Genomic DNA, 21,649 nt, shown 5'->3' with positions numbered 1-21,649 from the left:
GGCCGCGCCCGGAGCGGAGGGCTGGGCGTGCTACCCCGTGCTTCGGTGACCCCCCACGCGCGCGTGTGACCGGGCCCACAGCCCGCACGTACGCTCGGAGCCCGAACTCGGGTATTCCTCCGCCCTCTCAAGGGCATGAGCCCCCCACGCACCGAACCGCCACCCCGGGGAGGGACACGTGCTCAAGCACGCACGCCACGCGGACGTCGTCATCGTAGGAGCCGGAATCGCGGGACTCTCCGCGGCTCATCAGCTGACCAGCGCGGGAGTGACCGTCAGCGTTCTGGAGGCCGCTTCCCACATCGGCGGCCGCATGGCCACCGAGCAGATCGACGGATTCCGGCTCGACCGGACCGGCCCGTTGCTCAGCACCTCTTACCCCGGCCTCGGCCACGCCGACCTGCGGCTCTTCCAGCCGGGTGTCCTGGTGCACGGCGAGGGCCGGCTGCACCGCACCGGCGAGGTGGGCAGGAGCGCGGCACGGTGGGCCAGGGCGCGCGCCCTGGCGAGCACGCCCCGCCCGCTGGACCAGGCACGGCTGAGCGCCGCACTGGCACGGCTCGCCGCGATCGATGACGCCCGGCTGCTCGCCCGCCCCGAGCGCCCGGCGGGAGACGCGCTCGCGGGTCGCGGCCTGCCGGCGCGTACCGTCAGCGGGTTCGTCCGCCCGCTGTTGTCGGCGCTGCTGTCCGACCCGGACCTGACGACGTCCAGCCACTGCGCCGACCTGGCGCTGCGGGACTTCGCCCGTGGCCGGCTGTGCGTCCCGGCGGGCGGCGCCTCCACGCTCCCGGAGGGGCTGGCGGCGATGCTGCCGTCGGGCACGGTGAAGACCGGGGTGCACGTCAAGGACGCGTCCATCAACAAGGTCGTCACCGCCGAGCACGGCGAGCTGAGCTGCCGTGCCCTGATCGTCGCCACCGGCGCCCGCGCCGCCGCCGAGCTGCTGCCGGGGCTGCGCGTCCCGGGCTTCCACCCCGTCACGGTCCTGCACCACACCGCGCCCGTCACCCCGCTGCCGGAAGCGGCGCTCGTCCTGGACGCCGAGCGCACCGGCCCGGTGTCGCACTCGGTCGTGATGAGCGAGGTCGACCCGTCACGGGCGCCGTACGGCCGGGCACTGATCAGCTCGACGGTCCTGGGCGCCCCGCCCGACCGGCTCGACCAGCGGGCCAGGAGGCAGCTGGCGACCCTGTACGGCACGGACACCGACGACTGGGAGCTGCTGGCCGTCCACCACGACCCGGAGGCTGTGCCGGCGATGCCGCCACCGCACGACCCGCGGCGGCCGGTACGGCTGCTGGGCGGGCTGTACGTCTGCGGGGACCACCGCGACACGAGCTCGGCGCGGGGCGCGTACCAGTCGGGCCGCCGCGCCGCGGACGCGGTCCTGCGCGACCTCGGTGTCCCGTCCGTGTACACGGCGCCCCCTCTGCGGGCGGCCGCCTAGGCACCGGTCAGCCGATGGCTCCCACCCGGTCCCGATAGTTCCGTACCGGGGTCGCGTCCCGGTAGGGCTCCAGTCGACGCTCGAAGTCGCGGACGTACTCCACGGCACGGGCCGAGCGCATCTCGGAGGCCTGCTGGGCGGCCTCCGCGCCGAGCGCGCACGCCTGGTCCAGTTCGCCCAGGCCCAGGCGGGCGGTGGCGAGGACGACCCGGCAGAAGAGGCGGCTGCGCGCGAAGGCGGGCGCCCGCAGCTGGAGCGAGCGCTCGGCGTGCTGCACGGCGGCCCGGTACTGCTGGAGGTCGCGGTGGCAGTGGCCGAAGTCGTCGGCGAGCTGCGCCTCGTCGAAGAACCGGGCCCAGTACGGCACGTCGTCGCCGGGCCGGGCGGCGTCCAGCGCCCGCTCGGCCCGGACGAGGGAGGAGGTGCACGCCCGCACCTCGCCGAGGACGGCGTGGCCGCGCGCCTCGACGGAGTGCAGCATGGCCTGGACGACGGGCGGTGCGGAGGAGCCGACGCCCTGCTGGGCGACGCGCGCGAGTTGGACGGCCTCGCGGCCGTGGCCGAGGTAGACGGCCTGGCGGCTCATGGTGATCAGTACGTACGAGCCGTAGGCGCGGTCGCCGGCGGCCTGCGAGAGCCGCAGCGCCTGGACGAAGTACCGCTGGGCCAGGCCGTGGGCGGCGATGTCGTGCGAGGTCCAGCCGGCCAGCCGGGTCAGGTCGGCGGCCGCGCCGAAGAGCCGGCGCCCGACCGTCTCGCCGTACACGCCGCGCAGCATCGGCTCGGCCTCGTGTTCCAGGTACCGGACGAGGGCCTGGCGGGCGTGGCCTCCGCCGTACGCGTGGTCGAGGGTGCGGAACAGCTCGCCGACGGACCGGAGGGCGGCGATGTCCCCGCCGGTGACGCGCTGGCCGGGCCCGCGGTCGGTGGAGCGCTGGCGCGGCACGGAGGCGGTGGGCGGGGCGGCGAGGGACACGGCGGGGGCGCGTCCCTGGGTGGGCACGCGCGCCTCGGCCGGGTGCGCGGGGTCGCCGCGCCCCACGCGCTCGTCGGCGCGGCCGATCAGCCAGTCGCGGCTCGGGACGACGAGTCCCGCCGGGGTGAAGGCGATCTTGCGGAGCTCGGCGTGGCTGCCGGAGTCCTTGCGCCACAGGCCGCTGACGATGTCGACCGCTTCCTCGGGTGTGGCGGCGAATTCGAGTCCGGCGTACACCGGCGCGCACGCGTCCAGGCCGAGATCCTGGGCGGACAGCCGTCGGCCGAGGCGGCGGGTGAAGACCTCGGCGATCAGCGCCGGTGTGGTGCCGCGCGGCTGCTGCCCGCGGAGCCAGCGGGTCACCGAGGTCTTGTCGTACCGCAGGTCGAGCCCGTGTTCGAGGCCCAGCTGGTCCACGCGTCTGGCCAGGCCCGCGTTGGAGAACCCGGCTTCGGCGATGAGGGCGGCGAGCTGGCGGTTGGGGGTGCGCTGCGGGGGGCGATCCGTCATCGGCTGTGCGGTCTCCTGCCTTGCCTTATGGGCCGGGGTGCAGACCCCCTCGGAACGGCGCGAATTTAACTGCCGCCGAGGTCCGTACCGCCGCCTTCGCCCCATATTCATCCGATCGTGTGAGGATTGGAGGCGTCGCTGACGCACGGTCCGGGTCCGGGCCGGGGGCACACCTGCGCGTCCGCGGCGGCCGGTGCCGCCGTACAGTGGCGTGGGGCGCGATGAATGCACTCTGCAAGGTTCTAGGGAGGCGTTGCCGTGAGTGAGCTGCGATTCGTCCATGCGGGCTTCGGCGCGGAAGCGGTCGAGTACCAGCGGGCGTGGGACATGCAGCGCGAGGTCCACGCCGCCCGGTTCGCGGACGAGGTCCCGGACACCTGCCTGCTGCTGGAGCACCAGCCGGTGTACACCGCCGGGCGGCGGACGGAGGACAGCGAGCGCCCCCTCGACGGCACGCCGGTCGTCGACGTCGACCGCGGCGGCAAGATCACGTGGCACGGTCCCGGTCAGCTCGTCGGCTACCCGATCATGAAGCTCCCGCGTCCGGTGGACGTGGTCGCGCACGTGCGCCGCCTCGAGGAGGCGCTGATCCGCACGGTGGCGGACTTCGGTCTGGAGACCTCGCGCATCGAGGGCCGCAGCGGCGTGTGGATGCTGGGCGACCCGGTGGAGCAGCGCCCGTCCCTGGGCGGTCTGTCGCTCGACTTCGACCCGCGCCTGCACGACGACGAGTTCGACGCGCGGCTGAACGGCCCCGAGTACGCGCCGTCCAACGCCGGCCAGCGCCGCGAGGACCGGAAACTGGCGGCGATCGGGATCCGGGTGGCCAAGGGCGTCACAATGCACGGTTTCGCGCTCAACGTGAACCCCGACAACACCTGGTTCGACCGGATCGTCCCGTGCGGCATCCGGGACGCCGGCGTGGCCTCGCTCTCGGAGGAGCTGGGGCGCGAGGTGACGATCGCCGAGGTGCTGCCGGTGGTGGAGCGGCACCTGCGTGACGTGCTGGAGAACGCGGAGCTCAAGCCCCGTGAGATCGACCGCGACGCGGAGCCCGTGGCGACCGCCTAGGCCCGTCCGCGCGCCGGGAATGCGCTCCTCGGGCCAGAGGTTGGCGAGGCGTAACGACGGCCGCGGAGAAGGCCACACTTTTATCGGGCGTACCCTGGTGTTCGCCGAGGAATCGAAGCCGTAGGAGCCAGCCGTGTCCGCAGTCGCACCCGACGGACGCAAGATGCTGCGCCTGGAGGTCCGGAACAGCCAGACCCCCATCGAGCGCAAGCCCGAGTGGATCAAAACCCGGGCGAAGATGGGCCCCGAGTACAACCAGCTCCAGAAGCTCGTCAAGAGCGAGGGGCTGCACACGGTCTGCCAGGAGGCGGGCTGTCCCAACATCTTCGAGTGCTGGGAGGACCGCGAGGCCACCTTCCTCATCGGCGGTGACCAGTGCACCCGGCGCTGCGACTTCTGCCAGATCGACACGGGCAAGCCGCAGGCGCTGGACCGGGACGAACCGCGCCGCGTGGGCGAGTCGGTCGTCACGATGGACCTGAACTACGCCACGATCACCGGCGTCGCGCGCGACGACCTGGAGGACGGCGGCGCCTGGCTGTACGCGGAGACCGTGCGCCGGATCCACGCGATGACCGCCGCCCGCGAGGGCGGCCACACCAAGGTCGAGCTGCTGATCCCCGACTTCAACGCGGTGCCTGAGCAGCTGGCCGAGGTCTTCTCCTCCCGCCCTGAGGTACTGGCGCACAACGTCGAGACCGTGCCGCGGATCTTCAAGCGCATCCGCCCCGGCTTCCGCTACGAGCGGTCGCTGGAGGTCATCACCAAGGCCCGCGAGGCCGGCCTGGTGACCAAGTCCAACCTGATCCTCGGCATGGGCGAGACCCGCGAGGAGGTCAGCGAGGCGCTGCGGCACCTGCACGACGCGGGCTGCGAGCTCATCACCATCACCCAGTATCTGCGCCCGTCGGTGCGCCACCACCCGGTCGAGCGGTGGGTCAAGCCGCACGAGTTCGTGGAGCTGAAGGACGAGGCCGACGAGATCGGCTTCTCCGGTGTGATGTCGGGCCCGCTGGTCCGTTCCTCCTACCGGGCCGGCCGTCTCTTCCAGCAGGCGATGGAACGGCGGAGCCAGGCCGCCGTGTGAATCGGCGCACAAGCCGGACGGGATCGTTTTCGCGGCCCGTGCACGCCTCCCAGGTGGGGGCCGTGCACGGGCCGTCCCCGTGTCCTGCGCCCGGCGCCGGGGTTTCACCGGCGTTTGACCGGCCGGTCACGCCCTGGTAACACCAATCAGTGACGATACTTGTACGCCCCGCGCACACGCCGCCGCGCGCGGAGCGCCGCGCACGACCCCCACTCCCGCAGAACCGGCTCCCAGGGAGGACCCCCGACATGCAGGCCGCGACCCGACAGGTACGCACGGCAGCCCAGGCGCGCCACACGCGCCCCGTACCCGACATCCGTGAGGTCCGGGCCGACGCCTTCCCGCGCGTCACCGACGCGCTGCGCGCGGTGGAGTCGCTGCTCCTGGGCGGCGGTCAGCGGACCGCCCGCCGCAACGCCTGGACCTCCGTCCTCGAGGACCGGCGGCGCGCCAAGGACCGGGTGGAGGCCCAGTACGTGCTGGAGGCCGTGGCCGACCGCACTTCCCGGGCCACGTAAACTTCACAGCATGGCGAGGAAGGCAAAATCAGACAGCGGTGACGCCGCTGCGAACCCCGGGCGACTGAAGCAGATCGCTCTGACGTACAAGATGACCCGAAAGGCCGATCCGAAGGTCGGTCTTGTCGTCGCGGGCGTGGGACTCGTCGTCTTCGGCGTCCTCCTCGCGATCGGCTTCCTGATCGGGCATCCCGTTTACCTGGGCATCCTGGGCTTCCTGCTGGCCTTCCTCGCGATGGCGATCGTCTTCGGACGCCGCGCCGAGCGGGCGGCCTTCGGGCAGATGGAGGGCCAGCCGGGCGCGGCGGCCGCCGTCCTGCAGAACGTGGGGCGCGGCTGGACGACCACCCCCGCGGTGGCGATGAACCGCAACCAGGACGTGGTGCACCGAGCGGTCGGCAAGGCCGGCATCGTGCTGGTCGCCGAGGGCAACCCGAACCGGCTCAAGACGCTGCTGGCCGCCGAGAAGAAGAAGATGGCCCGCATCGTCGTGGACGTACCGGTGCACGACATCATCGTCGGCAACGGCGAGGGCCAGGTGCCGCTGAAGAAGGTCCGCACGACCATGCTGAAGCTGCCGCGGGTCCTCTCCGGCCCCCAGGTGACAGCCGCCAACGACCGGCTGCGGGCGATGGGCGACCTGATGAGCAACATGCCGCTGCCGAAGGGCCCGATGCCCAAGGGCATGCGGATGCCGCGTGGCGGCAAGATGCGCTAGGCCTGCGCGTACGCGGAAGGGGCGCCCCACCATGACGGTGGGGCGCCCCTTCGTCGTACACCTCTCAGATCCGCACCTGCACGGCGCGGGAGAGCCGGTCGTGCAGCCCGCGGCCGTCGCGGTCCCAGATCAGCGCCGGGACGGCGAGGCACAGCAGCGCGCTGCGGACGGCGACCCACCCGAAGCCCAGCCGCGTGCCGTCGACGGAGATGACGCGCAGGCCGAGCAGCCGCTTACCCGGCGTGCTGCCGACCGTGCCGACGGTGAGCACATTGAGTACGAACAGCACGACCACGGCCCAGTTGCCCGCCGCCGCCTGGTCACCCGGCGCGATCAGGCCGTATGCGATCACCATGCACACGGTCCAGTCCAGGAACAGGGCGCCGAAACGGCGTCCCAGAGGCGCCATGGAGCCGGGGCCCTCCTGCGGCAGCCCGAGCCGCCGGCCCCGGTGGCCGAAGTCGGCGCCCATCTCCTCGGCCGCCGCGCGCGGGCCGGAGAGCCACGATCCGATTACTTGCCTGTTGTCCACCCGACCACCGTACTGTGCCCGCTTTCGATCACTTCGACCCGGGTCTGGCCGGGCACACGGGCACGCGCTCCGGTTAACTTGGTCGAAACAAATGGGTCACGCTTGAGAAATCCCCCGTCCCTAGGGTCTGAACCAGCGTGTGCCACCGCACTGGCCGCACGACCGAGCTACAACCCCGCCCTCCCCCGGGTGGGAGTAGGAGGAGTTGGATGTTCCAGAACGCCGACGACGTCAAGAAGTACATCGCGGACAACGACGTCAAGATGGTCGACGTCCGGTTCTGCGACCTTCCCGGCGTGATGCAGCACTTCACGATTCCGGCCACGGCGTTCGACCCGACCGAGGAACTGGCGTTCGACGGCTCGTCGATCCGCGGCTTCCAGGCGATCCACGAGTCGGACATGGCACTGCGCGCGGACCTGTCGACGGCGCGCCTGGACCCCTTCCGCCGTGACAAGACGCTGAACATCAACTTCTTCATCCACGACCCGATCACGGGCGAGCAGTACAGCCGCGACCCGCGCAACATCGCCAAGAAGGCCGAGGCCTACCTCGCCTCCACCGGCATCGCGGACACCGCCTACTTCGGCCCCGAGGCGGAGTTCTACGTCTTCGACTCGGTCCGCTTCAACACCTCGGCCAACGAGGGCTTCTACCACATCGACTCCGAGGCCGGCGCCTGGAACACCGGTGCGGTAGAGGACAACCGCGGCTACAAGGTCCGCTACAAGGGCGGCTACTTCCCGGCCCCGCCGGTCGACCACTTCGCCGACCTGCGCTCGGAGATCTCCCTGGAGCTGGAGCGGGTCGGCCTCCAGGTCGAGCGCCAGCACCACGAGGTGGGCACCGCCGGCCAGGCGGAGATCAACTACAAGTTCAACACGCTGCTCGCCGCGGCCGACGACCTGATGCTCTTCAAGTACATCGTGAAGAACGTCGCCTGGCGCAACGGCAAGACCGCGACCTTCATGCCCAAGCCGATCTTCGGTGACAACGGCTCCGGCATGCACGTCCACCAGTCGCTGTGGCAGGGCGGCTCCCCGCTCTTCTACGACGAGCAGGGTTACGCGGGCCTCTCGGACACCGCCCGCTACTACATCGGCGGCATCCTCAAGCACGCCCCGTCGCTGCTGGCCTTCACCAACCCCACGGTGAACTCCTACCACCGCCTGGTCCCCGGCTTCGAGGCCCCGGTCAACCTGGTCTACTCGCAGCGCAACCGCTCCGCCGCGATGCGTATCCCGATCACCGGCTCGAACCCCAAGGCCAAGCGCGTCGAGTTCCGCGCCCCGGACCCGTCCTCGAACCCGTACCTGGCGTTCTCGGCACTGCTCCTCGCGGGCCTCGACGGCGTCAAGAACAAGATCGAGCCGGCCGAGCCGATCGACAAGGACCTCTACGAGCTCGCCCCCGAGGAGCACGCGGGCGTCCCGCAGGTGCCGACCTCCCTCCCGGCCGTCCTGGAGGCGCTGGAGGCGGACAACGAGTACCTCCAGGCGGGCGGCGTCTTCACGTCCGACCTGATCGAGACGTGGATCGACTACAAGCGCACCAACGAGATCGCCCCGATCCAGCTGCGCCCGCACCCGCACGAGTTCGAGCTGTACTTCGACCTCTAGGAGGCGGGATCGGGCGACCTGGGCCGAAGCTCCGGAAGCAGGCCGTGACCTCGGAGAACCCTTCTCAACGGTTCACGCTGTCACCGCCTGCTTTCCACCCCCTCGTGCACCGCGTGCGCACCGCCCGTCCAATCCGCTGACGTGATGTCAGGTAGGTCACCGCGAAGGCCGCTGCCCCATGGTCGGGCTAGCGGCCTTCGCTGATCGAGACCGGCGAGAGTCTGCCTGTCTGCCTGCGGCATGGCCGCGTCCGACCGGTGGCCGCATCGGTACTCATCACCGCGCCCGACTCGCGGGTGTTCACCTCTCGGCCGTGCGCGCACGTCCGGACACCTCCTCCGCGACCTGCCCCGTTCTCAGCTGTAGGCCCCCCACCGGCGCCCCAGGGTGTCGTACATGTACCGGGGCAGGCCCTCGATGGCGCTGGTGCGGAACGGGCGGCCGTCGTCGTCGATACGCACGGTGCCCTCGCGGCCCTGGGAGGACCAGTCCAGCTCCAGGTACCAGCGGCAGTCGCACGAGCTGGTCCCGGCCGTGACCAGCAGCACCTCGGGATCCTTCGCCGAGACGCGGTAGGGCAGGCGCACGGCCGGGATCGGCGTGCCGGAGTCGTTCCCGACGACCGCGCGGGCGATGGGACGGTCCTTGTCCAGGTCCACGGCGAAGGACCGGGGAGTGATCGCGCCGCCGCAGCCCTGGTCCATGGCGTAGGCGTTGCCCTCGGCCGGCGCCGTACGGCCGACCACGCGCACGCGCAGCGCCTCCAGCACGACGGCCGTGTCGCTGCGCCCCTGTACCGACAGACGCACGAGCGTCTCGCCGCCGTGCACCGCGCTCTGCGTCGCCGCCCAGGGCGCCGCGTCCTGCGGGGCAGGGGGAGGGGGGACCTGGCTCGGCGGCTTGGCGATGACGTAGTCGTGACCGCAACCCAGCTTCCAGGCCTGGGAGTTGACGGACCAGGTGAGCGGCAGCCCGGCGGGCTGTTCGCCGCGGGGCGGGACGGATGTCGCGCCGGGCGGGCGAGAGGTGCCTGGCTTCTTCTCCGGGGTGGCGGAGCCCGAAGGCCGCTCGGAGGTGGGGGTGCCGCTCGGGCTGGATGAGGCGCCCCGTCGCTCCGGCACCCTGGCCTCCGCCGTACCGGACGCCGCCGTACCGGACGCCCTCGGACCGGTCGCCCTCGGCCCGGACGCCGTCGGACCGGCGACCCGGTCAGGGCCGCCGGCGGACGCCCGCCGCCCGTCCGGCAGCGCGGACAAGGCACCGAGCGTCGCGAGCACGGCACAGGCGGAGGTCAGCCCGACCACGAGACCTCTGCGGCGGTGCCAGGGGCGGCGCGGGAGCGGGGGGGAAGGCGCGCCGGGCGGTCCGGGCGGCGCAGGGTCCGTTTCGACGACCGGGCCGCCGGTGGCCTTCGGCTCCGTGTCCGGTTCGGTGATGCCCTCCCCCGCTGTGTCCGGTCCGTCCGCCGCGTCGTTCACGGCTTCCGCCGCCGTGGCGTCGGGCGCGCTCTCCGCCGCCCCCGCCGTACGAGGCCGACGGCGGGCTTCCACTGCCAGGAGCCAACGGCGGTGGAGCTCCAGGCGTTGCTCCGCGGTCGCCCCGCACAGGGCCGCGAAGCGTTCCACGGGGGCGAAGTCGAGCGGCACCGCGTCACCCGCGCAGTAGCGGTGCAGCGTCGAGGTGTTCATGCCCAGACGGCGGGCCAGCGCGCCATAGCTCCGGTCCGTGCGCTCCTTCAGCGCCCGCAGCAGCGCCGCGAACTCCGTCACCTCGTCGATGCCGTCACCATCGTCCTGTGCCGACACAGGTGCCCCCGTCCTCGTACGACCCCGCCCGGCCCGGGACGGTGTCCCAGGCACCCCATGTACCTGCACGTCAGACGGGCTGGGATGGTTCCACCGTGCCCGATCGGCCGTCGGCTGTTGCGCCCGGCCGCCGTGACCGCTGATGCTTTTGGTGCCGCACCGACCAGGCCCGGGCCGTCCAGCCGGCCGCGCCGCGGCATCCACGTCCACGCATTCATCCACGGGGGAACACCCATGTCCATGCGCATCCGAACGAGCGCTTGCACCGCACTCGCCGTCGCCGCCCTCGCGGCGGGCACGGTCCTCACGGCACCGGCCGCCGGCGCCGCGCCGAAGGCCGCCGCGCCGAAGTTCCTGTCGGCGTCCCAGCTGCCGCCGCACCCGACGTCGTCCTGGACCGCCGGGCCGGTAACCGACGGGTTCCCTGAGGAACTCGGCTTCTGCGTGAGCACGGAGGGCGTGCCCTCCTACGACTACCGGCACCGGGAGTTCCGGACCGACCTGGAAACCAACGCCGTGCAGCTGACCGTCGTGACGGGCACGGCCGCCCAGGCCAAGGCTCTGGCGAAGCACTACGACGACCTGATCCGCACCTGCGCCGACCGCATCGAGGAATCCTCGCCCGACGTCGAGGCCGAGGGCCGGGACTACGGCAAGCTGCCGGTCGAGGAGGGCGCCCGCGTCCGCGGCCTGCACACCGAGACGTCCTGGGGCGCCACCGACATCGCTCTGCTGTCGGTCGGACGGGACGGCAGGACCGTCACCGTCGTGAAGTGGGGGCAGATGGGCGACTTCACGAGTGCGCCGGTGGCCGCCTTCAAGAAGACGACGAGCACGGCCGTCGACAAGCTGTACTGACCGGGAGGCCACCGGCAAAGGGCGGGGGCCGTCCTCCCGCCACGGGGGTCGGGAGGACGGTCCCGTGGCGGTCGAGCCCCGGGGCGGGGACCTCGTACGACCAAGTTCCCCCGGGCACCCGGCCCGGGGGACCGCCGCCCCGGCCCTTCGCCGCGTACGAAGGGATCGGCCAGCCATCGGCACATCGTCCGGTCCCAGGCCGTCAGGATCCGCCCGCGGACACGTACCGGCTACCCTCTTGGCCCCCCTCTCCCCGCCACCGTCGCCCTGCTCAGGCGCCCGCGCCCTGGCCCGCCGTCCGCGTTCCCGCGACCGGCCCGCCCGGCGGTGGGTGCGGCCGGCCTTGCCGGAGGAGGAGTAGGCGGGCGCCGGCGGCGAGAGGTGGACCGTGGCGGCGTCGGGGCCGTGCGGGGCGACGGGGGACGTCGCCGCCCGTTCACCGTCAGCGGGCGGGCGGGCGGCGGCGGGATGGTGGCGGCCGGCGACGCGGTTCCGCGCTGCTCGCCGGTCGGACGGGGGCCGGAGTTCGGCATGGTCGTCGGCATGGTCTAGAACGTATCCATGGACGCGGTGATGTGTGACGGGGAACGGATCGGCTTCGTGGCGCGGGATCCCGGTGGCGCGGCCGGCGCGACCGTGGTGGTGCTGCACGGGGCGGGGAACGGCAGCGCGGAGCGGCTGGTCCCGGTGCTGGACGAGTTCACGGGGCGCGGCTGCCGGGTGGTCGCGCCGGACTTCTCCGGGCACGGGCGGAGCAGCGGTGTGCTGGAGGAGCTGAGCCTGGAGCGGCGGTTCGTCCAGGCGCGTGCGGTCGTCGACCGGGTGGTGCCGGACGGCGACGAGCTGGTGCTGGTGGGGTTCAGCATGAGCGGTCAGACCGTCGCCGACCTGGTCGGCCACTACGGCGGGCGGGTGCGGGCCGTCGGGCTGTGCGCGCCGGCGGTGTATGCGCGGGAGGCGTGGGACGTCCGGTTCGGGCAGGGGTTCTCGGAGGTCATCCGGCGCGAGGACGGCTGGCGGGACTCGACAGCGCTGGACGCGCTGCGGGCGTTCGAGGGCACGGCGGTGCTGGCCGTGCCCGGCGACGACGAGGTGATCCCGCCCGCCGTCACCGAGGCCGTCGAGGAAGCACTCATGACGCGCTCCCACTACCGGCGGCTGGACATGGAGCGGGCGGGGCACCGGCTCGGCGTGTGGTTCGTGACCGAGGTGGACGACCGGCGGCGGTTCGTCGACGCGGTGTTGGCGGCGCGGCCGGAGACGTACGTGGACGCGGTGCCGGAGCGGGCCGGCGGGTAGGGGTCCGTGCCCGCCGTCCGTATGCCGGTCGGCGGGCACGGGTGGTGCTCAGCGGCTGCTGTGGATCAGCGCCCGGACCATCCGGCAGGTGATGTCGGACGGCGGGTGGATGCCGATGCGCTCCGCCGTGCTCCGTATCGTCTCGTTGTCGGCCTTCGACGGGTGGTAGACGCCCGAGTCGAGCAGGGCGATCGCGAGTCGCATGGCCTTGAGGCGGCGGTTGTGCGACACGTACCACTCGCGGGGCCGGCCCGCCGGGAGCGGCTTCTTCCTCAGGGGCTTGAAGGGTTCGAGGGGCAGAGTCGTGAGTGCGGCTACAACCATCGGCGACCTCCTGGTACGCGGTGTGCGGACCCTCCCCCGGGCCCTCACGAACTACTTCGATTTTACCGTCGACCACTGACAATCGCCCCTGGTCGGAACGGCTTTGAGCAGCTGTGAGGAGTACGGTGACGGGCATGGAGATCTGGATCAATCCCGCGTGTTCCAAGTGCCGTGGCGCACTGAGGCTTCTCGACGAGGAAGGAGCCGACTACACCGTCCGCCGCTATCTGGAGGACGTCCCCTCCGCCGACGAGATCCGGGATGTGCTCACCCGTCTCGGTCTCGAACCGTGGGACGTCACCCGCACCCAGGAGCCCACGGCCAAGGAGCTCGGGCTGAAGGACTGGCCGCGGGAGGCCGGTTCGCGCGAGCGCTGGATCACGGCGCTGGCGGAGCACCCGAAGCTGATTCAGCGCCCGATCATCACCGCCGACGACGGCACGGCGGTCGTGGCCCGGACGGACGAGGCGGTGCGGGACGCGCTCGGCCGGTCGTGACCCCTCGGGCTTGGAGGTGAAGTTCGATGGACGCGGAGGGAGTTGAGTAAGCCGGGCCGTACCGCTCGTATGTAGGGGCACCACGGAACCGATCCGGCCGTCATTCCCCCGAACGGCCGGGGACAGGAGCCCCTACGTGTCACGCAGGAAGACGCTCAGCGGGAAGAAGAAGCTCGCCCTGCTCGTCGGCGCGGCCGCGATGGCCGGCGGCACGGCGATCGTGATGACCGGGACCAGCCAGGCGTCGGTGGCCTGCGACGGTCTCGCCACGGCGCTGAGCAACAACGAGAAGTTCATCGCCGGGCAGCGGGCCGCCCCGGACGCGCAGTCCGCGGCGCGGATAGCCAACCGCGAGGCCGTCATCGAGCAGATCGAGCGCCAGCAGGAGGCTGCCGGGTGCGAGGTGGGCCAAGGCGGCGGTCAGGGCGGCGCAGAAGGCGGCGGCCGGGCGGGCGGCCAGGACCAGGGCGCCGGGCAGGCCAACGGCCAAGGACAAGGTGCCGGACAAGGCAACGGCAAAGGTCAAGGCGCCGGACAGGGCGGAGGCGGTGGGGCCGGCGAGGTGGTCTGCGCCGGGTCGACCGTGACTCTCTCCGGTGAGGGCGGGGCCCCCGCCGCCTCCAGCGACCGGTTCCCGCTCGGCACCAGGCTCAAGGTGACCAACCTCGACAACGACAAGTCCACGACGGTGGAGGTCACCTCCGCCTCAGGAAGCTGCGCCCTGCTCAACAACGCGGCGTTCGAGCAGGTCCGCGAGCCGGGCAAGTTCCTGATCCGCAAGGCGCGCATCGAGCGCGTCGGCTGACGGGCCCCGCCCCGTACCCCCGGGGCAGGAGGCACGGTCCGGTCGGCGGGCCGCGCCTCCGCTCAAGCCCCGGCCTCCGCCTCCGCCTCCGCCTCCGCGAGGATCTCCGTCACGCGCAGCCCGAACCGTACGTCACAAGGGTGCGCCCGGCCGCTCCGCACCGCCCCCAGCAGCGCGTCCACGGCCGCCCCGAACGAGCCGACCGCGTCCGCCCACGACGGCATCACCACCCGCCCGTGGTCGCCGAAGAGCGTGATGCCCGCCTCCGATGCCGCCGCCGGGGCGCTCAGGCTCAGCGTCACCGTGCTCCCCGCGCCCGACGCGTGGCGCAGCACCAGGTGCCGGGCGTCCCCCGGGCCCGCGACGGCCGACGTGACCTCCTTCACGTCCCCGAGCACCGGCAGCAGGACCGACAGCACGTGCGGGCCCACGTCCCAGAGCCCGCCCTTCTCCCTGCGCCAGGGCGACGCGGCGTACGCACTCGTCGAACCGGGCGAGAACAGCGCGCCCAGCCAGTGCGCCTGCCCCAGGTACCAGCCACCCAGAGCCGCCTGTTCCTCGACCCACGGGGCGGTGTCGGAGGCGAACCGGAGCGTGCAGAAGACGACGGACGCGACCCCGGTCCTGTCGGCCGCCTCCGCCACCTCGCGCGCGCCGGCCACGCTCGTGGCGACCGGTTTGTCGAGGAGCAGATGGCACCCGGCGGCCGCGGCCCGTGCGGCGAGCGGGGCCTGCACGTCGGGCGGCAGGGCGAACGCGACGGCGTCGCTCGCCGCCAGCAGCGCGTCCACATCGTCGTACGCCTTCGTCCCATGGGCGGCCGCGAGGGCCGCGGTCGCCTCCGGGCGGCGCCCCCACACCCCGCTGAAGGTGATCCCGGGGTGTGCGGCGAGCGCGGGGGCGTGCGTGCGGCCCGCCCAGGGTCCGGTGCCGAGGAGTCCGATGCGCGGCTTGCTGTCCATGTCCGCCAGTGTGCCCGCTGTACGACCATCACACCGCACGGGTGTCCGCACGCCTTCGGCCTCCCCCGGCCCCGGCCCGGGTGCGGTGAGCACCGCCCCGGGACCCCGCACGCCCGGTCCCCTGGGCGCGGGCGCACAGCGGCTGCCGGAAACACCGGATAGCCGAGTAACACGGGGTTCACACACGGGCAACGGCCGGGAAATCCCGTATTGCGAGGCTGCGCGGCATACCGCTGCACCCGCAAAGGATGAGGCCCCCGTGACCACCATCAAGGCTGAGTACATCTGGATCGACGGCACCGAGCCGACCGCCAAGCTGCGCTCGAAGACGAAGATACTGGTCGGCTCCGCCCCGGCCGGCGTCGCCGATCTGCCCATCTGGGGCTTCGACGGGTCCAGCACCAACCAGGCCGAGGGCCACGCCTCCGACCGCGTGCTGAAGCCGGTCTTCTCCTGCCCCGACCCGATCCGCGGCGGCGACGACATCCTCGTCCTGTGCGAGGTCCTCAACACGGACATGACGCCGCACGAGTCGAACACGCGTGCCGCGCTGGCCGAGGTGGCGGAGAAGTTCGCCGCGCAGGAGTCGATCTTCGGCATCGAGCAGGAGTACACCTTCTTCAAGGGGTCCCGCCCGCTCGGCTTCCCCGAGGGTGGCTTCCCCGCCGCACAGGGTGGCTACTACTGCGGTGTCGGCTCCGACGAGATCTTCGGCCGTGACGTCGTCGAGGCGCACCTGGAGAACTGCCTGAAGGCGGGCCTCGGCATCTCCGGCATCAACGCCGAGGTCATGCCGGGCCAGTGGGAGTTCCAGGTCGGCCCGCTGGCGCCGCTGGAGGTCTCGGACCAGCTGTGGGTCGCCCGCTGGCTGCTGTACCGCACCGCCGAGGACTTCGGCGTCTCCGCCACCCTCGACCCCAAGCCGGTCAAGGGTGACTGGAACGGCGCCGGCGCGCACACCAACTTCTCCACCAAGGCGATGCGCGAGGGCTACGACGCGATCATCACCGCGTGCGAGGCGCTGGGTGAGGGCTCCAAGCCGATGGACCACGTCAAGAACTACGGTGCCGGCATCGACGACCGCCTGACCGGTCTGCACGAGACCGCCCCGTGGAACGAGTACAGCTACGGCGTCTCGGACCGCGGCGCCTCGGTCCGCATCCCGTGGCAGGTCGAGAAGGACGGCAAGGGGTACATCGAGGACCGCCGCCCCAACGCCAACGTCGACCCGTACACGGTGACCCGCCTGCTGGTGGACACCTGCTGCTCCGCGCTGGAGAAGGCCGGCCAGGTCTGATCCGCCGCCACGCCGTCATGGCCGGAGGGCGCCCACCGTTCGCGGTGGGCGCCCTCCGGCGTTCGCGGTGACGCCTCGGCGAACGGCCGCGCCCTCTCCCCCGCTCCCGGCGTTCGCGCCCGCTCCCGCACCGACGGCGCGGGTGGTGCCGGACCTGACGTACCGGGAGTTCGAGCTGCCGGCGCACCTGGCCGCGTGCCCGCGCCGGGCACCGCCGCACGATCCGGACCGTGCGGCGGGCCGGCCGCACGCGCGCGCCTCGAACCGCTAGGCGGCGCGACCGGTCCGGGCCCGCGCCGCCAGCCCCACGGCCGCGTCCACCGCGAGGAACACCAGCAGGCTGATGCCGAGCATGGGCACGAACCAGCCCACCAGCGCCGTCGCGGCGGCGGCCGGAAGGAGCAGCGTGACGGGCATCTTGCGCCAGGCACCGCGCGGCACGGGCCGTCCCGCGCTCAGCTTCCGCTCCTTCGTGGGCCTGCGCAGCCACCACATCCGGTAGCCCCAGACCACGAGGAGGACGAGCGCGACCATGAGCGCGGCGAGCACGAGCTGGTTGGGGAGCCCGAAGAGGACGCCCATGTGGGCGTCGATACCGAAGCGGGTCAGTTTGGCGAGCACGGGGTAGTCCGCGAACCGCAGCTCGTCGATCACCGTGCCGTCGGCCGGGTCGAGCGCCACCGAGTCCAGGTGCACCGGGTACTGGGTGTCGGTCTCCTTGACCACGTACCCCTTGCCATCGGCCGGGAGGGTCACGGCGATCCGGCCGGCCACACCGGCGTCGCGGGCGGCCTCGACCGCCTTGTCGATGCCGATGTCCGGGCCCTCGGGGGCGGGGGCGGTGTGGTGGCCGGTGCCGTGGCCCTCGTGTCCGGTGTCCGCGCCGGCGGCGGCCCCGTCGAGGGTGGCGGAGACGGTCGGGGTGGCGCCGCCCAGCTGCGTCTGGACGATGTCGATGTTCCCGCCCGCGTACCGGGACCAGGTCAGGCCGGTGGCGGAGAGGATGACGAGCCCGGTCACCGCCCACAGGCCGACCGACCCGTGCCAGGACAGGGTGCGGCGGCGGGACGTGAGGCCGCGCTCGGGAAGGAGCAGGGTGCGCTTGGCGGTACGCCTGCGGCCCGCCCACAGGGCCAGGCCGCCGAGGGCGACGACCCACATCCAGCTGGCGGCCAGCTCGCTGTAGTGGCGGCCGAGGGCGCCGAGCCGCAGGTCGGCGTGGAACTCGGAGATCCAGGCGCGCAGCGGGAGCGCGCCCGAACTGCCGTAGCTGGGCAGGTCTCCGCGTACTTCGGCGGTGTACGGGTCGACGAAGACGGCGAGCGACCTGCCCTCCTCGACGGCCGGGCCGCTCATGAGTACGCGGGTGGTGGCGCCGTCCTCCGCGGAGGGCCAGACGGCGGTCACGGTGCCGTCCGGGTGAGCCTCACGGGCGGCGTTCACCTGTTCGGAGAGCGGGAGGACCCGGTCGCCGACCGGGACCAGGAGCTCATGGCGGTAGAGGATCTTCTCCGCCTGGAAGGAGAGGGCGTACAGCAGGCCGCTGGTCGCGGCGATCAGCAGGAGCGGGGCTATCAGGAGGCCCGCGTAGAAGTGGACGCGGAGGAAGAGGGGGCGCAGGGCGCCCCAGGTCGATCCTGTTCCCGTGGAGGTGGAGGTGGGGGTGGTCCCGGCGGCGCTGTCCGCCGGTACGGCCGTCGTACGGTCGTCAATGGCCATGACTGTCCTAGGAGTCGGCGTGGGTGCGGGTCTGCACGGGGAAGCGGCCCCCGGGGTCAGACGTGCGTCGCTCCGGGGACGGTGGCGCGGGGTGGAAGGCACCCGGGCGGACCGCGCCGCGACAGGCTGTGTGCGAGGACGACGCCGTGGTGACGGCGGAGGTCACGGGCCCACGGGCGCGGCGGGCGCGGGGCGCCGGGCAGCCGCACGGCGGCGAGCGGCAGCCGCAGCGGTGTGAAGGCGAGGGCGCCGACGGCGCGGGCCAGGCGGAAGAAGGCCGCCTCTCCACGGGCCAGCCACAGCGCGCACACGGCGGCGGCGAGCAGGTGGACGGCGACCATGCCGGGGGAGACGCCGTCGGCGAACCCCACGAGGAGGTCGGCCGGGCCGCCATGTCCGGCCGCGCCCCCGGGACCGCCCGGCGCTGCCGCCCCCGGACCGCCCGGCGCGGCGGCGCCGTGCGCCATGCCGGGCATCGCGTCCGGCGCCGCCCGGCCCGGCGCCGAGCCCGGCGCCGCCCCATGGCCGTGGTGCCCGCGGCCGCCGCCCATGAACGTCAGGTGCAGCACGCCCTGCACGGCGAGCAGTCCCGTGCCGATGAAGGCCGCGCTCCGGCGGCGACCCGCCGCGAGCCAGGCCGGCGCGCCGGTGCCCGCGAGGGCGAGGAGCAGCGAAGCGGGCGGAACTCCATGCGCAGACATGGACGAATGACCCACCGCCGCCAATGTCACGCATACGGCCGCGAAAAGTGCGGCACGCAGGGCGCGCATCGGCGACTGGGCGTTCGTCATCGTCGGCCCATGCTGCCACCCCGGCGGCGAGGGCGGGAGACGGGCCGTTCTCCTGGCAGCGGAATCACTGTCCGGAGAGGTGAAGGGCGGGGCACAGTCGGCTCATGAGGCTTCTGGTACTGGGTGGTACGGAGTTCGCCGGGCGTGCCGTCGTGGAGGCGGCGCTCGGCCGTGACTGGGAGGTGACGGTCTTCCACCGCGGCCGCCACGAGCCGCCGGCCGGTGTGGTGTCGCTGCTGGGCGACCGCACCGCCCCGGACGGGCTCGCGGCGCTCGCGCGGGGCGAGTGGGACGTGGTCGTCGACACCTGGTCGTCGGACCCCGTGGCGGTACGGGACTCGGCGCGGCTGCTCGCCGACCGGGTCGGGCGCCATGTGTACGTCTCCAGCCGCAGCGTCTACGCGTGGCCGCCGGCCGCGGGCCTGGCGGAGGACGGTCCGCTGGTCGAGGCCTCGCCGGAGGCCACCGGCGTGCCCTACGCGGAGGCCAAGCGGGGCGGGGAGCTGGCGGCGCTCGCCGCGTTCGGCGAGGAGAGGGTGCTGTCGGGCCGTGCGGGGCTGATCATCGGCCCCCGGGAGAACGTCGGCCGCCTGCCCTGGTGGCTGCACCGGATCGCCCGGGGCGGCCCGGTGCTCGCCCCGGGCCCCCGTGACCTGGCCCTCCAGTACATCGACGTCCGCGACATGGCGCGGTGGCTGCTGGACGCCTCGGAGGCGGGGCTGTCCGGCCCGTACAACCTGGTGAGCGAGCCGGGGCACACGACCATGGGCGAGTTGCTCGACGCCTGCGTACGGGTCACCGGCTCCGGCGCCGAACTGCGGTGGCGGGAGCCGGAGTCGGTCCTCGGCGCGGGCATCGAGCCCTGGTCGGGTCTGCCGATCTGGATTCCGCCGGGTGAGGCGTACGCGGCGATGCACGGCGGCGACGTGACCAAGGCGATGGCGGCGGGCCTGCGGTGCCGCCCGGTGGCCGAGACGGTCGCGGACACCTGGGCGTGGCTGCGCGGGCTGGGAGGGACGGCTCCGCGGCGGGCGGACCGGCCGGCGGTGGGCATCACACCGGAGCAGGAGGCGAAGGCGCTCGGCCTGTGAGGGGGAGGAGTCGCGGTTCGCCCACTTCGGTTACGTAGCTTTCTACGAATCCCCCTGCGGGCTGAACGCGCCCCGAGCGGCGGCCGTATGGAACGGAGCGGTTCACCCCGCCCAGGATTGGAGTTCCATGCGACGCACACGAAAACGTTCGACACTGGCCAACCGGGCGATCGCCGCCTCGGCTGCCCTGGTACTGGGCGGCGGCGGGTTGATCGCGGCCAACGTCTACGCTTCCGCCGGGGAGAGCTGGTCCGGCTGGTCCGGCTCACCGCAGCAGCAGAAACCGTTGAACGCCGGGCAGCGGATGTCGACCATCGACTGTCCCGAAGTCGCCAACGGTCTTCCGGCCGTGCCCGGCCAGGCACGCGCCGAGGTGGACCGGGAACTGGCGAACATGGATACCCAGATCACCGAGGCGTATCAGCGGTTCGCCGACCAGAAGGCACAGATCCAGCAGGATCCCGCTTTTGCTCGGAATGCCATTCTGAATCCTTTGAAGGACAAGCGAGTCGCCGCGATCGAGCGGATCGTGATCGCCATCGGCCGTACGGCGCAGCGTCCTGACAGCCTGACGAGCCTGGCGCCCTGCACCCTGCGCGCGGACGACACGAACCAGGTGAAGGACCAGAACGGCGGCTTCGGCCAGAACGGCGGCGGCCAGGACCAGGACGGCCAGGACCAAGGTCAGGACCAGGACGGCCAGGGCCAGGACCAGGGCGGTCAGGACCAGGGTCAGGGCGGCCAAGGGCAGGGGCAGGGGCAGGCGGGCAACGGGCCCGTGGCGGGGGACTTCGTCGACATCCGTGCCGTCCAGCCCAACGTCCGCAGCCCGCGCAAGTTCCAGGGCGCCTCGCGGGGTTCCTTCACCACCAACTGCGGAAGGAACGAGAACGGCAAGTTCAACCCGGACAACGTGATCGTCGCGCCCGGCGTGAGCAATGGCGCCCACCATATGCACGACTACGTGGGCAACCAGGCCAACGACGCCTTCGCCAGTGACGACGATCTCGCCAACGGGCGGACGACCTGCCGCAACCAGGGCGACAAGTCCACCTACTTCTGGCCGGTCCTGCGCCTGCAGAACGGCCAGAACGAGGACGACGCCGACGCGGACGGCGGAGGCAAGGACCAGAACGTCGGCGAGATCCTCACGCCCAGCCAGGTCACGATGAACTTCGTCGGCAGTCCGGTCGGGAAGGTCACGGCCATGCCGAAGTTCCTCCGCATCATCACCGGCGACGCCAAGGCGTTCACCAACGGTGACGCGAACGCCAACGCGTCCTGGAGCTGTACCGGCTTCGAGAACCGGCAGTTGAAGGACAAGTACCCGATCTGCCCCCAGGGCAGCCAGGTCGTCCGGACGTTCAACTTCCAGAGCTGCTGGGACGGCCGGAACACCGACAGTGCCAACCATCGCACGCATGTCGCCTTCGCCGACGGCAACGGTCGCTGCCCCAACGGCTTCCGGGCCATCCCGCAGCTCGTACAGCGGATCGTCTACGACGTCCCGCAGGGGACCGTGTTCGCGGTGGACTCGTTCCCCGAGCAGCTCCACAAGCCCGTCACCGACCACGGGGACTTCATCAACGTCTTCAACAACCGGCTGATGCAGCAGATGGTGAACTGCATCAACGGCGGGCGCCGGTGCGCCTGACCGGACCCGGGCAGGCACGGCCGGGTCCGGTCGCACGCCCGTACGAGTCCTGACCGCGGTCGTCCG

Annotated in this window: 20 protein-coding genes; 13 read left to right on the top strand and 7 right to left on the bottom strand. The window is 72.5% G+C overall.

Going from position 1 to position 21,649, the window contains the following annotated elements; translation table 11 throughout:
• The first annotated feature begins 178 nt into the window (after nucleotides 1-178).
• A complete protein-coding gene (locus ABD347_RS11745) occupies nucleotides 179-1,450 on the top strand; it encodes an NAD(P)/FAD-dependent oxidoreductase (protein ID WP_344359936.1) in 1,272 nt (423 codons plus the stop codon).
• A 7-nt stretch (nucleotides 1,451-1,457) separates the two neighbouring features.
• Here the strand turns inward: ABD347_RS11745 and ABD347_RS11740 are convergent, their stop codons facing one another.
• A complete protein-coding gene (locus ABD347_RS11740; protein ID WP_344359935.1) occupies nucleotides 1,458-2,936 on the bottom strand; it encodes an NsdA family TPR-like regulatory protein in 1,479 nt (492 codons plus the stop codon).
• Nucleotides 2,937-3,194: 258 nt separating this feature from the next.
• Between ABD347_RS11740 and lipB the strand changes: the two genes are divergently transcribed.
• From lipB to ABD347_RS11720, 4 genes are all read left to right on the top strand, one after another.
• Nucleotides 3,195-4,007 (top strand): lipoyl(octanoyl) transferase LipB, encoded by an 813-nt coding sequence (lipB, locus tag ABD347_RS11735; protein ID WP_344359934.1) that lies wholly within the window; start codon nucleotides 3,195-3,197, stop codon nucleotides 4,005-4,007.
• A 133-nt stretch (nucleotides 4,008-4,140) separates the two neighbouring features.
• Nucleotides 4,141-5,094, top strand: a complete 954-nt coding sequence (gene lipA, locus ABD347_RS11730; RefSeq protein WP_344359932.1) for a lipoyl synthase — start codon at nucleotides 4,141-4,143, stop codon at nucleotides 5,092-5,094.
• Nucleotides 5,095-5,408: 314 nt separating this feature from the next.
• Nucleotides 5,409-5,612 (top strand): SCO2195 family GlnR-regulated protein, encoded by a 204-nt coding sequence (locus tag ABD347_RS11725; protein WP_344360196.1) that lies wholly within the window; start codon nucleotides 5,409-5,411, stop codon nucleotides 5,610-5,612.
• A 10-nt stretch (nucleotides 5,613-5,622) separates the two neighbouring features.
• Entirely contained in the window at nucleotides 5,623-6,330 is a 708-nt protein-coding gene (locus tag ABD347_RS11720; RefSeq protein WP_344359931.1) for a DUF4191 domain-containing protein, read from the top strand.
• A 64-nt stretch (nucleotides 6,331-6,394) separates the two neighbouring features.
• Here the strand turns inward: ABD347_RS11720 and ABD347_RS11715 are convergent, their stop codons facing one another.
• The gene (locus ABD347_RS11715) at nucleotides 6,395-6,862 is read right to left on the bottom strand and encodes an RDD family protein (RefSeq protein WP_344359929.1); all 468 of its coding nucleotides are present in this window, start codon (nucleotides 6,860-6,862) and stop codon (nucleotides 6,395-6,397) included.
• Between the two features lie 209 nt (nucleotides 6,863-7,071).
• On the opposite strand from ABD347_RS11715, the gene glnA reads away from it, so the two are divergent.
• Nucleotides 7,072-8,481, top strand: coding sequence for a type I glutamate--ammonia ligase (gene glnA, locus ABD347_RS11710; RefSeq protein ID WP_344359927.1), 1,410 nt, complete (start codon nucleotides 7,072-7,074; stop codon nucleotides 8,479-8,481).
• Nucleotides 8,482-8,837: 356 nt separating this feature from the next.
• Here glnA and ABD347_RS11705 read toward each other — a convergent pair whose 3' ends face one another.
• On the bottom strand, nucleotides 8,838-10,286 hold the full coding sequence (locus ABD347_RS11705; RefSeq protein ID WP_344359925.1) for a helix-turn-helix domain-containing protein: 1,449 nt from the start codon (nucleotides 10,284-10,286) through the stop codon (nucleotides 8,838-8,840).
• Nucleotides 10,287-10,520: 234 nt separating this feature from the next.
• Between ABD347_RS11705 and ABD347_RS11700 the strand changes: the two genes are divergently transcribed.
• Together ABD347_RS11700 and ABD347_RS11695 are read left to right on the top strand one after the other, a co-directional pair.
• On the top strand, nucleotides 10,521-11,144 hold the full coding sequence (locus tag ABD347_RS11700; protein ID WP_344359924.1) for a hypothetical protein: 624 nt from the start codon (nucleotides 10,521-10,523) through the stop codon (nucleotides 11,142-11,144).
• Nucleotides 11,145-11,705: 561 nt separating this feature from the next.
• Nucleotides 11,706-12,443: an alpha/beta hydrolase gene (locus tag ABD347_RS11695; RefSeq protein WP_344359922.1), complete on the top strand. Its 738-nt coding sequence runs from the start codon at nucleotides 11,706-11,708 to the stop codon at nucleotides 12,441-12,443.
• Between the two features lie 48 nt (nucleotides 12,444-12,491).
• Here ABD347_RS11695 and ABD347_RS11690 read toward each other — a convergent pair whose 3' ends face one another.
• Nucleotides 12,492-12,767 (bottom strand): hypothetical protein, encoded by a 276-nt coding sequence (locus ABD347_RS11690; RefSeq protein WP_344359920.1) that lies wholly within the window; start codon nucleotides 12,765-12,767, stop codon nucleotides 12,492-12,494.
• Nucleotides 12,768-12,901: 134 nt separating this feature from the next.
• Here ABD347_RS11690 and ABD347_RS11685 point away from each other — a divergent pair, with 134 nt between their 5' ends.
• A complete protein-coding gene (locus tag ABD347_RS11685) occupies nucleotides 12,902-13,264 on the top strand; it encodes an arsenate reductase family protein (protein WP_344359918.1) in 363 nt (120 codons plus the stop codon).
• Between the two features lie 136 nt (nucleotides 13,265-13,400).
• Nucleotides 13,401-14,069, top strand: coding sequence for an RlpA-like double-psi beta-barrel domain-containing protein (locus tag ABD347_RS11680; protein ID WP_344359916.1), 669 nt, complete (start codon nucleotides 13,401-13,403; stop codon nucleotides 14,067-14,069).
• Nucleotides 14,070-14,131: 62 nt separating this feature from the next.
• Here ABD347_RS11680 and ABD347_RS11675 read toward each other — a convergent pair whose 3' ends face one another.
• A complete protein-coding gene (locus tag ABD347_RS11675; protein WP_344359914.1) occupies nucleotides 14,132-15,031 on the bottom strand; it encodes a Gfo/Idh/MocA family protein in 900 nt (299 codons plus the stop codon).
• A 259-nt stretch (nucleotides 15,032-15,290) separates the two neighbouring features.
• Here ABD347_RS11675 and glnII point away from each other — a divergent pair, with 259 nt between their 5' ends.
• Complete coding sequence (gene glnII / locus ABD347_RS11670) at nucleotides 15,291-16,328, top strand: glutamine synthetase (RefSeq protein WP_344359912.1); 1,038 nt, start codon at nucleotides 15,291-15,293, stop codon at nucleotides 16,326-16,328.
• 267 nt (nucleotides 16,329-16,595) lie between these two features.
• Here the strand turns inward: glnII and ABD347_RS11665 are convergent, their stop codons facing one another.
• Both ABD347_RS11665 and ABD347_RS11660 read right to left on the bottom strand, forming a co-directional pair.
• Nucleotides 16,596-18,047 carry a PepSY-associated TM helix domain-containing protein gene (locus tag ABD347_RS11665; protein WP_344359910.1) on the bottom strand — a complete coding sequence of 484 codons (1,452 nt, stop codon included), beginning with the start codon at nucleotides 18,045-18,047 and terminating at the stop codon, nucleotides 16,596-16,598.
• A 56-nt stretch (nucleotides 18,048-18,103) separates the two neighbouring features.
• Entirely contained in the window at nucleotides 18,104-18,748 is a 645-nt protein-coding gene (locus tag ABD347_RS11660) for a hypothetical protein (RefSeq protein ID WP_344359908.1), read from the bottom strand.
• Nucleotides 18,749-18,942: 194 nt separating this feature from the next.
• Between ABD347_RS11660 and ABD347_RS11655 the strand changes: the two genes are divergently transcribed.
• Nucleotides 18,943-19,929, top strand: a complete 987-nt coding sequence (locus ABD347_RS11655) for an NAD-dependent epimerase/dehydratase family protein (RefSeq protein WP_344359907.1) — start codon at nucleotides 18,943-18,945, stop codon at nucleotides 19,927-19,929.
• A gap of 127 nt (nucleotides 19,930-20,056) precedes the next feature.
• The gene (locus ABD347_RS11650; protein ID WP_344359905.1) at nucleotides 20,057-21,583 is read left to right on the top strand and encodes a DUF1996 domain-containing protein; all 1,527 of its coding nucleotides are present in this window, start codon (nucleotides 20,057-20,059) and stop codon (nucleotides 21,581-21,583) included.
• Nucleotides 21,584-21,649 lie beyond the last annotated feature (66 nt).

Source organism: Streptomyces gobitricini, assembly GCF_039532985.1.
Lineage (GTDB): Bacteria > Actinomycetota > Actinomycetes > Streptomycetales > Streptomycetaceae > Streptomyces > Streptomyces gobitricini.
Note: the sequence above shows the minus strand (reverse complement) of the source record. Positions and strands in the feature narration are given on the sequence as shown.